Source organism: Blautia massiliensis (ex Liu et al. 2021), assembly GCF_052064225.1.
Classification (GTDB): domain Bacteria; phylum Bacillota; class Clostridia; order Lachnospirales; family Lachnospiraceae; genus Blautia_A; species Blautia_A fusiformis.
In genome coordinates this window covers 22,896-38,075 of the sequence record NZ_JBQHWA010000014.1, presented here as the reverse complement: position 1 = coordinate 38,075, position 15,180 = coordinate 22,896, and the positions used below count along the sequence as shown (strand labels likewise).

At 46.3% G+C, this 15,180-nt stretch carries 11 protein-coding genes and 1 pseudogene; 3 read left to right on the top strand and 9 right to left on the bottom strand.

The features are described 5' to 3' along the window. The first annotated feature begins 110 nt into the window (after positions 1-110). Entirely contained in the window at positions 111-548 is a 438-nt protein-coding gene (locus tag ACTNDQ_RS07450; RefSeq protein WP_022426589.1) for a hypothetical protein, read from the top strand. Between the two features lie 74 nt (positions 549-622). Here ACTNDQ_RS07450 and ACTNDQ_RS07445 read toward each other — a convergent pair whose 3' ends face one another. From ACTNDQ_RS07445 to ACTNDQ_RS07430, 4 genes are all read right to left on the bottom strand, one after another. Then, positions 623-2,572 carry an NAD(+) synthase gene (locus ACTNDQ_RS07445; RefSeq protein ID WP_092068377.1) on the bottom strand — a complete coding sequence of 650 codons (1,950 nt, stop codon included), beginning with the start codon at positions 2,570-2,572 and terminating at the stop codon, positions 623-625. Positions 2,573-2,591: 19 nt separating this feature from the next. Then, complete coding sequence (gene hslO / locus ACTNDQ_RS07440) at positions 2,592-3,473, bottom strand: Hsp33 family molecular chaperone HslO (protein WP_015527218.1); 882 nt, start codon at positions 3,471-3,473, stop codon at positions 2,592-2,594. Between the two features lie 17 nt (positions 3,474-3,490). Beyond that, entirely contained in the window at positions 3,491-4,264 is a 774-nt protein-coding gene (locus ACTNDQ_RS07435; protein WP_278795545.1) for a class I SAM-dependent DNA methyltransferase, read from the bottom strand. Positions 4,265-4,440: 176 nt separating this feature from the next. Then, complete coding sequence (locus tag ACTNDQ_RS07430; protein ID WP_441064325.1) at positions 4,441-5,574, bottom strand: hypothetical protein; 1,134 nt, start codon at positions 5,572-5,574, stop codon at positions 4,441-4,443. A gap of 443 nt (positions 5,575-6,017) precedes the next feature. On the opposite strand from ACTNDQ_RS07430, the pseudogene ACTNDQ_RS07425 reads away from it, so the two are divergent. Together ACTNDQ_RS07425 and ACTNDQ_RS07420 are read left to right on the top strand one after the other, a co-directional pair. Continuing rightward, positions 6,018-6,575: pseudogene (locus ACTNDQ_RS07425) on the top strand (ECF transporter S component). Between the two features lie 54 nt (positions 6,576-6,629). Continuing rightward, positions 6,630-7,760: a pyridoxal-phosphate-dependent aminotransferase family protein gene (locus ACTNDQ_RS07420; RefSeq protein WP_441064324.1), complete on the top strand. Its 1,131-nt coding sequence runs from the start codon at positions 6,630-6,632 to the stop codon at positions 7,758-7,760. Between the two features lie 114 nt (positions 7,761-7,874). Here ACTNDQ_RS07420 and ACTNDQ_RS07415 read toward each other — a convergent pair whose 3' ends face one another. The 5 genes from ACTNDQ_RS07415 to ACTNDQ_RS07395 all read right to left on the bottom strand — a co-directional run bounded on the left by ACTNDQ_RS07415 (position 7,875) and on the right by ACTNDQ_RS07395 (position 15,027). Then, complete coding sequence (locus ACTNDQ_RS07415) at positions 7,875-10,010, bottom strand: HelD family protein (protein WP_441064323.1); 2,136 nt, start codon at positions 10,008-10,010, stop codon at positions 7,875-7,877. A 5-nt stretch (positions 10,011-10,015) separates the two neighbouring features. Continuing rightward, the gene (locus ACTNDQ_RS07410; RefSeq protein ID WP_441064322.1) at positions 10,016-10,336 is read right to left on the bottom strand and encodes a putative heavy metal-binding protein; all 321 of its coding nucleotides are present in this window, start codon (positions 10,334-10,336) and stop codon (positions 10,016-10,018) included. Positions 10,337-10,518: 182 nt separating this feature from the next. Further along, positions 10,519-12,357 carry an ABC transporter ATP-binding protein gene (locus tag ACTNDQ_RS07405; protein WP_288786993.1) on the bottom strand — a complete coding sequence of 613 codons (1,839 nt, stop codon included), beginning with the start codon at positions 12,355-12,357 and terminating at the stop codon, positions 10,519-10,521. Next, complete coding sequence (locus ACTNDQ_RS07400; protein WP_279201016.1) at positions 12,354-14,516, bottom strand: ABC transporter ATP-binding protein; 2,163 nt, start codon at positions 14,514-14,516, stop codon at positions 12,354-12,356. The genes ACTNDQ_RS07405 and ACTNDQ_RS07400 overlap by 4 nt, the downstream gene beginning before the upstream one ends. After that, complete coding sequence (locus tag ACTNDQ_RS07395) at positions 14,509-15,027, bottom strand: MarR family winged helix-turn-helix transcriptional regulator (protein WP_278795551.1); 519 nt, start codon at positions 15,025-15,027, stop codon at positions 14,509-14,511. The genes ACTNDQ_RS07400 and ACTNDQ_RS07395 overlap by 8 nt, the downstream gene beginning before the upstream one ends. Between the last annotated feature and the right edge of the window lie 153 nt (positions 15,028-15,180).

Sequence of the window (15,180 nt, the reverse complement as noted above, 5' to 3'; positions counted from 1 at the left end):
CTCTTTTCCTTATTTTTCCAGGCACAGTATCGAATAACCTGCGCACAGCTGTGGCATAAATCCTCCCTCCCGATAATAAACTATATAAAAAGCTTTGGGAGGCGTGCGCCATGAGTTCCAAAACCAGGATCATCGTCCTACATATGAAAGAGATCATTTACACAGCTGTCTTTCTGGCTCTCGCTGTTGTTCTGGCTGTCGTTCTTTTCTTCATGTTCGGTCCCGGAAAAAATGCCAGTCATACAGCCAGCGAAAAATCCCGCTATAAGCCGGGCGTCTATACCTCTTCCATCACCCTGAACGAGAATACCTTCGATGTGGAAGTTACTGTAAATGCTGACAGGATCAAGGCCATCCGTCTGGTGAATTTAAATGAAGCCACAAAAGCTTCCTATCCTCTTATGGAACCGGTTCTGGATTCTTTGGCAAGTCAGATCTATTCCAGTCAGTCCCTGGAAGACATTCAGTATGCAGGAGACCGGAAATATACCTCCCAGGTACTCCTTTCAGCTATCACGGATGCAGTAAAAAAAGCGGAGAACACTTAAGCTCTCCGCTTTTTTCTCATATCAGATATATTTGATCCTGTAACAGCATTCACATTCCTCTTTTTGATCTACGTTCAGATTTCAATCTTCTCCAGCACATCCTGCCAGATCCTTGCACTTGCATCACTCGGCATTCTGAGATCTCCTCTTGGAGAAAGTGCCACACTACCTACCTTCGGGCCATCCGGCAGACAGGAACGCTTGAACTGCTGGGCAAAAAATCTCCGATAGAAGGTTTTCAGCCATTTCAGGATCGTCTCTTTATCATAAATCCCCTCAAAGGTCAGGCAGGCAAGCCTGTAGATCTTATCTGGTGTAAATCCTGCACGCAGCATGTAATACAGATAAAAATCATGAAGCTCATAAGGTCCTACCAGATCCTCCGTCTTCTGGGCGATCTTGCCATCCTTAGGAGGAAGAAGCTCCGGGCTTACCGGAGTATCCAGGATATCCAGAAGAACTTCCTTCAGTTCCTCATCTCCGCAAGTATCCGCATAATAACGTACCAGATGACGTACCAGTGTCTTCGGGACAGAAGCATTTACACCATACATGGACATGTGATCGCCATTATAGGTTGCCCAGCCAAGAGCCAGCTCGGAAAGATCTCCGGTTCCCACAAGAACGCCTCCTTCCTTGTTTGCCGTATCCATCAGGATCTGAGTACGCTCACGTGCCTGGCTGTTCTCATACGTCACATCGTGGATCTCCGGATCATGTCCGATATCCCGGAAATGGATATTTACCGCCTCTTTAATATTTACCTCGGTAAGCCTTGCACCAAGGCAGCGGCTTAACTTGCAGGCATTCTGATAGGTTCTGTCTGTGGTTCCAAAGCATGGCATGGTCACACAGTGGATCTGTTCTCTCGGCATTCCCATCCGGTCAAAGGCACGTGCCATTACAAGAAGCGCCAGGGTAGAATCCAGTCCTCCGGAAAGTCCTACCACCGCACTCCTGCTGTGGATATGCTCCATACGTTTCTTAAGTCCCATAGCCTGGATGTTCAGGATCTCCTCGCAGCGCTCATCACGCTCTTCCTTCACAGACGGAACGAAGGGATACTGTGGATATTTTCTGGTAAGTCTTGTTTCCTCCTCTGCTACGGAAAAATCAACTCTTGTATGACTGCAGGTAGAAACTGCCGGATACGTGGACATTCTTCTTCTCTCATCAGCCAGTCTCTGCACATCGATTTCACTGTAAATGATGCCGTTCTCAAAGCGTCTGCTTTCCGCAAGCATGGAACCGTTCTCTGCGATCATATTCTGTCCGCCAAACACGAGATCCTGGGTAGACTCCCCTTCCCCTGCACTGGCATAAATATATCCGCAGATCAGTCGTGCTGACTGCCCGCTTATCAGAGTTCTCCGGTAGGAATCCTTACCTACCATCTCATCACTGGCAGAAAGATTAACGATGATATGCGCACCGTTGACGGCATGACGGATACTTGGCGGCGCAGGGACCCAGAGATCCTCGCAAAGCTCTGCTGCAACGGTGAATTCCGGAAATTCCTTACATTCAAAGATCAGCTCTGTTCCAAAAGGAATTTCATCCCAGAACTCATCCTCCTCATTTTTCTCGCACTTCAGGAAGTCCACAAATTCCACATCTTCTTCCTCTGCACCTGCAAACTGTCGCTGCTCATAAAACTCATTATAATTCGGAATATGCGTCTTCGGCACAAATCCCACGATACGGCCATGATTCAGAGCTGCTGCCACATTATAGAGCTTGCCTCTGTGACGCAGCGGGAGTCCCACAAAGATCAGGGCGTCCGTCTCCCTTGTCTCCTCTGCAATATGCAGAAGCTCATCCCACGCACTGTCCAGAAGACATCTCTGGAGAAAAAGATCGTGACAGGTATATCCTGTGATACAAAATTCCGGAAATACCATCAGCTTGACATGTTCCTTTTCCATTTCATGAATGGCCTTCAGGATTTCCTCTCCGTTTGCCTTGCAGTCTGCAACGGTAACTCTCGGCGTTGCCGCTGCCACCTTGATAAAACCATGCTTCATTTTTTCTTCCTCCCGAGTTTTATCGCTTGCACTCTCTTATGATTCTCTTAAGATCTTCCACGGTAAAATTATAATTCTTATTGCAGAAATGGCAGTTCATCTCAATGTCCTTGCCTTCCTGGATCATCTCGTTAAGTTCTTTTCTTCCGATGCTGATCAGCGCTTTTTCCACACGCTCTCTGCAGCAGTTGCAATGGAACTGTGTGGGCAGTGTATCATTGATCTCTATGTCAAAGCCTTCCAGTACTTTTTCAAGAAGACTTTCCGGTGTGTGTCCCTGCTCCAGAAGATTGGTAACAGAATCGATCTTTGATACGTTTTCCTCAAGCTTTGCGATCACCTCTTCCTCTGCAAAAGGCATCAGCTGTACAATAAAGCCTCCCGCCTGACGGACTGTATTATCCTTATTCATCAGCACACCCAGTCCTACCGCAGACGGAACCTGCTCGCTGGTTGCAAAATAATAGGTGAGATCTTCTGCGATCTCGCTGGTCTGAAGAGCAACCTGTCCCACATATGGCTCTTTCAGTCCCATATCCTTGATCACATCCATAAAGCCTACGCCGACAGCTCCCGCAACATCCAGCTTGCCTTTGCTGTTTGCTGGGATACATACATCCGGATTCCCCACATAGCCCTTTACATTTCCGTGAGAATCTGCAGTTACTGTGATTCCCTGCAGTGGTCCGCCTGCATGGATCCGAAGTGTAAGGAGATCCTTTTCCCCTTTCATCATAGCTCCCATCATGGCACCGCCGGTAAGGAGACGTCCCAGTGCCGCTGTTGCCACCGGACTGGTGTTATGATTCTTTCTCGCTGTCTCCACCATATCGGTTGTAACAGCCGCAAATGCACGAATCTGGCTGTTTGCCGCTGTTGCTCTTACAATATAATCACTCATATAAAAAATTTCCTCCTTTATTTCTCGTCTGACGGAATTTCCTTTCCATGTTCTCTGGCCACAAAAGTCAGTCTTCCGCTGTCCGGCTTCGGTGCATCCTTGGTGTATGCGTCATAAACCGCCAGCGGGATCAGGCCTGCCTTTTCAAGAAGTTCCCTTACTTTCTCCGGATCATAGGCCTTCTGGTAATGAATTTCCTCGTCTCTCTCATAAAGACCATCTTCTCTCGGAAGAAACAGAGTCAGATCATACACATTGATCCCGGTCTCCTTATCAAATTCATTTTCCCAGATAAAGCTTCCCTCTTCCCGATTCTCTGCAATAGTCGTATTTCCAAGCATTTCCCGGTATTTATACGGGGTGTTCATATCAAATATGAAAATTCCATCCGGATCAAGATAATTGTTCACCAGTTTAAATACAGTAAGCAGATCATCCTCCTCTGTGATGTAATTCATACAGTCACAGACGCTGACGACAGCACGTACCGTTCCATAAAGTTCAAACTCCCGCATATCCTGTTCCAGATAAAGGATCTCATGACCGGATTCTGCACGTTTTTCCATGGCTTCACCAAGCATTTCCTCAGAGTTATCCACACCGATCATATCATAACCGGACTCAGCCAGAAGCTCTGTCATCACTCCGGTCCCACAGCCAAGTTCCAGCACGATCCCGTCTTCAATTCCGTATTCTTTAAGACTTCCTATAAGATATTCCGCCCATTTTTCATATTCCACATTGTCCATGAAAATGTCATAAACTCTGGCGAAATCACTGTATGCTTCCATAAAAACCTCCAAATATTTTCCGGGCGTTCCATCGCCCGCAGCGTTCACATTATACCATGTCTTCCTGTATAAGTATACGCCTCTGACATAATATGACACAAAAAATCCGGGACCGCAGCCACAAAAGCTGTGATCCCGGAATTCTTATCTAACCGAATCTCCTGCTACTCCAGGCTTTACTGTACAGGCATATAGTATACGTCTGCAGCCTCACCGTGCCAGTAGAAGCTTGTTCCATCCTCTTCATATACATCACAGTCATACTGAGAAGAGAAGGTGAAACGGTTTCCTTCGTTATCCATCCATGCACCGTTTCCGTCCGGAACGATAACACGTGGTTTACCATCGGAGTTTCTGTAAATAGTTCTTGTCTCATCTGTGTTGCCAAGCTGCTCATCTGTAAATCCGCCATTTACGATAGCACCGGAGGAGCTGCTGTCAGTGGATGCAGTTCCATTGGAAGAACCATCAGATGTACTGCTTCCGTCTGTAGATGTTCCGTCAGATGCTGCACTTCCGTCTGTAGATGTGCTTCCGTCGGCAGCTGTAGTTCCATCTGCTGCTGTTCCGTCAGAAGAAGCTGCTGCATTACCATCTGCAGATGCACTTTCGTCAGAGGAAGCTGCTGCATTATCTTTACCGGCAGTCTTGGCTGCGGAACCATTTGCCGCACTCTTCAGAGTGGAATCACCAAGGATTGCAAAGCTGTCGACAGACTCCTGAACCTTTTTCAGAGCATCCTCTTTTTTAACAGATGCCACAAGGCTGTAATACTCACTGTCATTTACAAAGTATTTATTGATAGCATATACATAACCGTCACTCTTGGTCGTATCCTTATATTTCACAGTATAGGAATAAATGTTGATTCCGTCTTTCTGATCTGCCTTGTAATCCTGGATCTCAAAATCGGTTCCATTTACCATGTTCTCTGCCTGTGTCATGGAAACTGCCATATCCTGGGAGTTCGGGATCACTGCAGATTCCAGATCCGCACCGGAGCCGTGAAGGATCAGGATCCTGCCCTGGTCCGGAGATTCGAAGCTTACCATATCTGTCTCATCGGACTTGTTGGCCCAGGTTGCATCTGGAAGCTTGATCGCTACGGATTTATCCTTGGATGTATAGGTTGTATTCTGTGCGTCTGCTGCAACAGTCGGTGTAACCTTCGCTTTTTTCGCCGGTGTCGGAGTAGGAGTAGACTCCACAACCACGCTGTCCTCTTTTCCTCCTCCGAAACTACATGCCGTCATGACACCAGAAAGAGCAACAGTCATAGCTAAAAGTGCAATAAATTTTTTATTCTTCATAGTATCCTCCTCATAATCGTCATCAGTCACAAAGTGTGTCCGGAATATTCACTCCTGAACACACTCTTTGCTATAGTTTACGATTTTATTACAGCTTTGTCAATTGATTTCTCCCTGTACTTTATGAATATCCTGTAAGCAGATATCCTGCTCCGTACAGGATTTTTCTAACATTATAATTTTCCCAGATATACCTATCTTATTCTCTTCTTATGCTGATCCTGTATTTCCCGTTTTACGCCTTCATTACGAGAGTTCTGATTTATTCCCCACCAAGTAAGCCTCCTGTTTTAATGACAAATATCTCCCTGAATCTGTCCCCTCTTTTTTTTCTATAATTGTGTCTTTATTCATGTACACTCATGTTGTAAAGTATACCCAACCAAAAATATATGAAAAGGGGACATCCATACATTGATGTTTTCGGGAAAGGATCTATCACTATGGAAAAAGCAGTTCAGACATCTCAGAGAACTGACCAGGAGCTTTCATCTGTTCAGTTTCTCACCATTACAGCCGCATTTGTTGCACTGACTTATATCTTCACCGCATTTATTAATGTTAAGCTTCCGATCGCTGCCAACGGCGGACTGATCCACCTTGGAAATGTGCCGTTATTCATCGGTGCCATTTTATTTGGAAAGAAAACCGGAGCCATTGCCGGTGGGATCGGAATGGGTCTCTTTGACCTTCTCTCCGGCTGGACCCTGTGGGCACCATTTACTCTTATTATTGTAGGAATCATGGGCTTCACAGTAGGTAAGCTCACAGAGGATCCCCGGCACCAGAACATGAAATAGTATGTGATCGCCATTGCCGCAGCCTGCGTGATCAAGGTTGCAGGATACTACATTGCAGAGGTTATCATCTATGGAAATCCACTGGCACCGGTATCTTCCATCCCGGGAAACCTGGTCCAGATCGGTGTTGCAGCTGTCATCGTTCTCGTAGTGATCACACCATTAAACCTTGCAGGAAGAAAAACCGGATTAAAAAAATAGCTGTAACAGCTGCCGTAATTTGCGGAAATAATATAAAGATCAAGAGGTGAGCTTATGTATAAGATCATGACACCGGGACCTACACAGGTCGCAGAAAATGTCCGTCTGGCAAGAAGCATGGAATGCACAAATCCGGATCTGGACGAAGATTTTGTCGAATTTTATAAAGAAACCTGCGAGAAGATCAGCGCTCTTCTCCATACCTCCAACGAAACTCTCATCTTAAGCGGTGAGGGTATCCTTGGACTGGAGGCTGCCATTGCTTCCATGACTGAGCCCGGAGATAAGGTTCTTGTTCTGGACAATGGTATCTACGGAAAAGGCTTTGCCGATTTTGTTTCCATGTACGGAGGCAGACCGGAGCTTTATACCAGAGATTATCAGAACACTCTCGATGTAAAGGAACTGGAAGCCTTCCTTGCGGATAACCATGACTACAAATATGCAACCGTAGTACACGGCGATACTCCAAGTGGCATGCTTAACGATGTAGCTGCCATCTGCCCGCTTCTTAAAAAATACGGGATCCTTACCGTTGTAGATTCTGTCTCCGCTTCCTTCGGCGAGCCTCTGAACATTGATGCATGCCAGATCGATATCATGTGCGGCGGATCACAGAAGGTGGTATCTGCACCTCCGGGACTTACCTTTGTTGTAGTCAGCAGCGATGCAAAGAAGGCAATGACTGAAAGAAAGACACCCATTGCTTCTTTCTACGCAAATCTCACAACCTTTGCACATTATTATGAAGAAAAATGGTTTCCATATACCATGCCGATCAGCGATATCTATGGCCTGCGGGCTGCTATTGACAACATTGCCGATGATCCCGGGATCCTTACACGCCATGCCAGAATCGCTGAAGCCTCCCGAAAGGCCATTACAGGAGCCGGACTTAAACTGTATCTCCACAGCGGCTATTCCAACACGGTAACTGTTTTTGAAGTCCCGGAAGGCACCACTGCCGCTGCGATCCTGGACGGAGTCAGAAAAGACTATAACATCATGCTGGCAGGCTCCTTCGATGTCCTTGCCGGAAAGGTTATCCGCATCGGTCACATGGGAAATAATGCAACTTTCTACAATGTACGTGAAGTTTTCCATGCTCTGGACGGAACCCTGCAGAAGCTTGGCGTTCCTCTTACCGGATCCATGGAAGAAATCTTCTGCGAAAATATGAAATAGACAAAAAAACGCTGTAAAAGGAAATTTATCACTGCTGTTTCTCCATTTTGCCGGTATAGCCGGTAAGATGAAGAGACAGCTCACATTTCCATTTACAGCGTTTTGTAATGTTATTTATTCTGTTATTTCATACATATACAATTCATGAAGCGCCCTGGTTGCCGCAATATATCTGGCTCTCTGCACGATCGGACTTCTGTCAGTCCCCGGAAATACAGAAAATACCTGATCAAATTCCAGTCCCTTTGCCATATAAAACGTGGTAACAGTAAGACCTTTTTTGAAATTTGTGCTGTCCCTGTGAAGCAGTGACAGCCTTTCCTTTGTGTCAAAGCCCTCTGCTTCCAGTTTTTTCTGAAGAATATAATATGCCTCTCTCGCTTCATCTGCAGTTCTGGTGATCACCGCTGCTGTTTCGTAAGAAAGCTCCTCCCCGGTCTCAGTCCCATCTGTCTCCGAAGCCGCATTTTCCGGCATGTCTTCGTCGGCTTCCGCCACTGTCTGCTTCTCCAGTCTCAGTTCCTTTACCACACGCTCCAGTGCCTCGGTAAGCCCCGTAAATTCTTTCTCTTCCACCGGTTTTCCATGGCGTTCAAAAAGCTCCACCTCTGTGATCCCCGCAAGCTTATTCGCATAGGAAGCAATCTCAATGGTATTACGGTAACTCTTATTCATCACGATCCTTCTGATATCCTTGCCAAAGATCTTCGGAAGGAATGTAAGCACATCCTGCTGGTCCCCATCCATGGTCTGCTCCCGATCTCCCAGGATCGTCATTTTGCATTTAAAAAGCCTCTGGATGATGAGATACTGGATCATGGAATAATCCTGCATCTCATCCACGATCAGGTGACGGACACCGCTGTCTTCCTGCTGGGTCTCCAGACGGTATTTCAGATACAGAACCGGATACACATCCTCATAACGAAGCTTTCTTTTTTCGTACTGTACCTGTGGAAGCGCCGGAAATCCCTCCTGCCTCAGGAAACGATTGTATAACACATAAAGATCTCTTGTCTCATACATCCGGTAAAAACGACTCTTCACAACATCCCTTTCTTCCTCCGGAAGGTCAAAACCCTTCAGCGTTTCCACCTCATCAATGAAATACTCTGCCACTGCATCCATTCTGGAAAGCAGCGGGATATCCATAAATTTAAAATAAAACAGTTCAATAATTTCCTGTTCTTTTTTTACTACGCCACGATGTTCTATATCCCGGAAATTCATAAGACTGTCTTCCAGTTCTGCCAGATACCCTTCCATACGGTCCAGAAAATCCCGGGACTGTTTTTCCTTCAGAAGCTCCTCATCACATAAGCCTGCGATCTGCCGCTCTATCAGATCATAGCGGTCCTCGCAGTCAGACACTGTATTTTTCAGTCTCTTATAGGCAAAAAGATCAAAGCTCATCTCCCGGATGTTCTCCTCACCAAGCTCCGGCAGGATATGGGAAATATAATCCGAAAATACTCCGTTGGGCGAAAGTACCAGCACAGAAGAGGATTTCAGATTCTTTCTGTCATGATAAAGGAGATATGCGATCCTGTGCAGGGCAATGGAAGTCTTTCCGCTTCCTGCAGCCCCCTGGATCACCATGATCCTGTCCGAGGTGTTTCGGATAATAGCATTCTGCTCCTTCTGAATGGTTCGGATAATGTTTTTCAGCTGTACATCTCCGTTGCTTCCAAGCTCTGCCTTCAGGATCTCATCATCAATTTTCACATCGCTCTCGAACTCGTAGATCATTTTTCCGCCACGGATCTTATACTGCCACTTTGCCGCAATATCTCCATGGATCTCACCCAGCGGGGCCTGATAGGAGGCCGGTCCTTTGTCAAAATCATAGAACAATCCGGACACCGGTGCCCTCCAGTCATAGATCAGAGGCAGACCACCGTTTTCCTCCGCAAGGTTTGCGATACCTATATAAAAGATCTCCGGCTCATCATCACCTTCATAGCAGAAATCCACTCTGCCAAAGAATGGTGAATCCATCATCTTACGGAATCTGCGGCGCAGCTCGATCTTTTCATTGCTGGCATTGATCTCATGGAGAAGTGCCTGCTGGTTATCGAAATTTTCGTAGCCATACTGGTCCATCTCTGTGTAGTTTTCCCAGTAATACTCGTGCATTCCTTCGATTTCTTTCTGACCGGCCTCTATGGAATCATCCAGCTGTGTGATCCGGTGCCGCAGAGTTCCTGTTATATGTGCAAGATATTCCCGTCCGTTTTTTACTGCTGCCATACGCCTTAATCCACCACTACCGCTGTTCCGCTTGCTGTAACCATCAGCATGCCATTATCCGCGCCAAGCACTTCGTAATCAATATCCACGCCGATCACTGCATTAGCTCCCATTACACCTGCGCGCTGTTCCAGTTCTTTCAGTGCCTCTTCCCTTGCCTTCTGAAGCTCTTCCTCATAACCGGCACTTCTGCCGCCAAAGAAATTCCGAAGACCCGCGCCAAGATCTTTCATAAAATTTACTCCTGAGATCACCTCTCCAAATACGATTCCTTTATATTCACGGATTGCTCTTCCCTCTACCGATGGTGTTGTCGTTATGATCATGGTAAAATCCTCCCGTTTCTGTCATTTTTCATGGACACTCCAGGATTATTTCCGAAAACATGCTCCGGAGTGTTTATTACAGAATTATACCCGAAAGCGGAACAGATGTATAGAGTAAAAAAGCGAAGCGGACATTCGAAATCCGCTTCGCACCTTTTAAATAATAACGATCGATCTCAGTCTCACGCCTGAGCCTCTTTTTTCTCGAACTGACTGTTATACAGATCCGCATAGAAGCCCTTCCGTGCCAGCAGCTCTTCATGATCTCCCTGCTCAATGATATCTCCGTCCTTCATGACAAGAATCAGATCTGCATCCTTAATGGTAGAAAGTCTGTGGGCGATAACAAAGCTGGTCCTTCCCTTCATCAGGTTATCCATAGCCTTCTGGATCTGCATTTCTGTTCTTGTATCAACGGAAGATGTGGCCTCATCCAGGATCAGGATCTTATTGTCTGCCAGGATCGCTCTTGCAATGGTAAGCAGCTGCTTCTGCCCCTGAGAAACATTACTGGTCTCCTCATCCAGGACCATCTGATAGCCGCCGGGCTGCTGCATGATAAAGTTGTGGATATGGGCCGCTTTTGCTGCTGCGATCACCTCTTCATCCGTTGCGTCCAGTCTTCCGTAGCGGATATTTTCCATAATGGTTCCGGAAAACAGCCAGGTGTCCTGCAGCACCATTCCGAACATCTCACGGAGATTGCTGCGGTTGAAGTTCCGGATATCATGTCCGTCAACCTTGATGCTTCCGCCATTTACATCATAAAAACGCATCAGCAGCTTTACGATCGTCGTTTTTCCTGCACCTGTAGGTCCTACAATGGCGATCTTCTGACCGTCATGCACATCTGCGGAAAAATCATTTACAATGATCTTATCCGGATTATAACCGAATTTCACATGCTCAAACTGTACATTTCCTTCCAGTCCCTCAATGAAATCCGGGTTCTCCGGCTGAAGCTCTTCCTCCGGCTCCTCAAGAAATTCAAATACCCGCTCAGAAGCTGCCGCCGAGGACTGCAGAAGGTTTGTAACCTGGGCGATCTGCTGGATCGGCTGTGTAAAGTTACGGATATACTGGAAGAAGGACTGGATATCTCCAACCTCGATAGTTCCTTTGATGGCAAAAAGCCCTCCGAGAAGTGCCACCATCACATATCCCAGATTTCCCACAAACTGCATGATCGGCATCATCATTCCGGAAAAGAACTGTGACTTCCATGCAGACTCATAAAGCTTCTGGTTGTCATGCTCAAATTCCTTCAGCACATCCTGCTCTTTGTTGAATACTCTTACCACATCATGGCCGCCGAAATTTTCCTCAACCTGACCATTTACTTTTCCCAGGTACTCCTGCTGTGCCTGGAAATATTTCTGGGAGTGTTTCATTACTTTATTAATGATAAGCATGGAAACCGGCAGGATCAGCACTGCTGCCAGTGTCATCCACACGTTGATGGAAAGCATCATGATAAATACACCGATCAGTGTTGTTACGGATGTGATCAGCTGTGTCATGCTCTGGTTGATGCTCATCTGCAGGGTATCCACATCATTTGTCACCCTGGAAAGGATCTCACCGTTTGTTCTGCTCTCGAAATAATTCATTGGCAGACGGTTGATCTTCTTTGAAATATCCTTTCGGAGATTGTATGTAACATCATTGGAGATCCCCGTCATGACAAATCCCTGGATCAGGGAAAAGCATGCACTTGCCACATACAGTCCCAAAGTCCACAGAAGGATCATTCCGATCTTACTGAAATCAATACCGCCTGTACCGTTTACCTTGGCAACCAGACCATTGAACAGCTCTGTGGTAGCTTTTCCAAGGATCTTCGGGCCTGCAATATTAAACGCTGTACCTGCCACTGCAAAGATAAACATCAGGATAAAACGGAATTTATATCTGCCCATATAGCCAAAGAGCTTTTTCATGGAGCCTTTGAAGTCCTTGGCCTTCTCTGTTGGCTGCATTCCGTGTCCGCCCATCGGGCCTCTTCTTCTCTGCTGACTCATGCCAATTCCTCCTCTGATAACTGACTCATGGCAATCTGGCGATATACCTCGCAGGATTTCATCAGCTCCTTATGGCTTCCGATCCCTGCCATATGTCCATCGTCCAGTACAAGGATCTTATCTGCATTTAAGATCGTACTGATACGCTGTGCCACGATAATGGTTGTTGCTTCTTTTGTATGTTCTTTCAGAGCTTTCCGAAGTGTACTGTCTGTTTTGAAATCCAGTGCGGAAAAGCTGTCATCAAAGATAAAGATCTCCGGATCTTTTGCGATAGCTCTGGCGATGGAAAGCCTCTGCTTCTGTCCACCGGAAACATTGCTTCCTCCCTGTGCGATCGGAGTCTTATATTGCTCCGGCTTGGTGTCGATAAACTCCGTAGCCTGTGCAACCTCTGCTGCTTTTTTCACTGCATCTTCCGAAATCTCTGTCTTTCCGTAACGGATATTGGAATCAATGGTTCCTGAGAAAAGTATACCCTTCTGCGGAACGTAACCGATCCTGTCACGGACATCCTTCTGTGTCATTTCCCGGACATCCACACCATCCACTTTCACAGATCCTTCTGTTGCATCATAGAAACGCGGGATCAGATTGATCAGTGTACTCTTACCGCTTCCTGTACTTCCGATGATCGCTACTGTCTCACCTTTTTCTGCCTTGAAGGAAATATCTGTGATAACATTCTCTCCTGCCTCCGGATATGCGAAGCTTACATGATCAAATTCTACAGTACCCTTCACATCCTGGGAAGGCTGTACCGGATCCTCCGGATCCTGGACACTGACTTCTGTCTCAAGTACCTCGTTGATACGGCGTGCAGATACATTTGCTCTCGGCAGCATGATAGACATTGCTGTGATCATCAAAAATGACATGATGATCTGCATTGCATACTGGATAAACGCCATAACATCACCAACCTGCATGCTTCCGCTGTCTACCGCATAAGAACCGCTGTAGATGGTCAGTACGGAAACTGCGTTCATGATCAGCATCATCACCGGCATCATAAATGTCATACAACGGTTTACAAAGAGGTTTGTCTTCGTCAGAGTGATATTTGCATCCTCAAAACGCTCCTCCTCGTGTTTTTCCCGGCTGAATGCACGGATAACCGGAATACCGGTAAGGATTTCTCTTGTTACCAGGTTCAGCTTATCTACCATGGTCTGCAGGGCTGTAAATTTCGGCATTGCGATCCTGAACAGCATTGCCATAAATGCCATGATCAGTACAATGGCTACCCCAAGGATCCATGTCATGGAGGAATCTCTCTGAAGCACGCGGATCACACCACCGATTCCAAGGATCGGCGCGTAAAGCACGATACGGAACATCATAGCCATTACCTGCTGGATCTGCTGGATATCGTTCGTGCATCGTGTGATCAGGGATGCTGTTGAAAACTTATGATACTCTCTGCTGGAAAAACCTATGACTTTGTTATAAACCAGCCCACGGAGATCATGTCCCATAGATGCAGCAACTCTGGATGAAAGAAATACCACACATACTGCAGCCATCATGGTGACCAGTGCCATCAGCACCATGCGGATACCTGTTGCTTTCATGTAATCCATCTGTATGGCATCCACATCTTCACCCATAGCTTCATATTCTGCACGAACATAGGAAACACCTGCCTGTGTGATGATGGATTCCTGCATCTTGTCGATCTTTTCTCCGACCTGCTCCTTCACAGCAGCCAGAGCCTCTGCAGGCATCTGAGAAAGAGCCGCCAGTGGATCAGTCCCTTCCGGGATTCCCATTTTTGCAAGAGCTGCCTTTGATTCCTCACTGTCGGACGTCAGAGTAGAAACGATCACCATTGGTTTGCCGAAGATATCGTTGAGTTCTTCTCTGTCTTCTTTGGAGATTTTATCCTTTAATACCAGATCATCTCCCTCTTCCTCATAAAATCCATCCACAGTTTTCACATCATCCTCTTCCATAAACAGCTTCAGACCGTCCATGGACGTCTTTCTGATCTTCTCAGGAACACTGTCTTCAATACCGTTCTGCTGAATTCCCACATTAATGATATTTGATGTGTAATTCGGCAGAGACAGATCACAGTATGCCTGAAGAAAAAGAAGCGCAATGATGAGTACGATGTAACCTGCAGATCGTTTCAGATATTTCATCAGTTTAATCACGTTTCTGTTCCTTCCTTTCTGTCATTTCATCTGGATGAAGCTTTTCTATGGCTTCCTCCGGCTGGATCTTTTCGATATTTACAAGGATCTGCTCCAGAAATCTCCGAAGCAGGCACTGTTCCGCCTCACTGAAGCCTTCCATCATCACGGCCTCATTTTTATGGATCCGTTCCAGTGCTTTTGCCTTGATTTCCTTTCCCTTTTCTGTCATGTAGATCCTGGTCACACGCTGGTCCTTTTCATCCGGTTTCTTATAAAGAAAGCCTGCTTTCTCCAGTCTCTGTATCGATACATTTACCGTAGGCGGCTTGATATGCAGGATCTTTGCAATTTCCCGCTGACTCAGGCCATCCCTTCCGGACACGAGCCCCAGAACCGGGATCTGTCCCGGATAAATCCCCAGCTCCTGCATCTGACCAAAGCATTTCATCATAAAATGACGGTCTACCTTCATAAACAGAGATAAAAAACTGCTCTGCCTTTCTTTCTCATCTTCCTCCTTACAAAACACGCTGTCACTCCTCTCTCATCCGATCAGACACCTGCTCTTTGTTAATGATATACGAAGCAGTGATCTTCTTTTTTAATTAGTCGGCTAACTATATATAATATACATCTGCACAAAAAATGCAATCGATTTTTGTGAATTTTACACTTTTTTAAG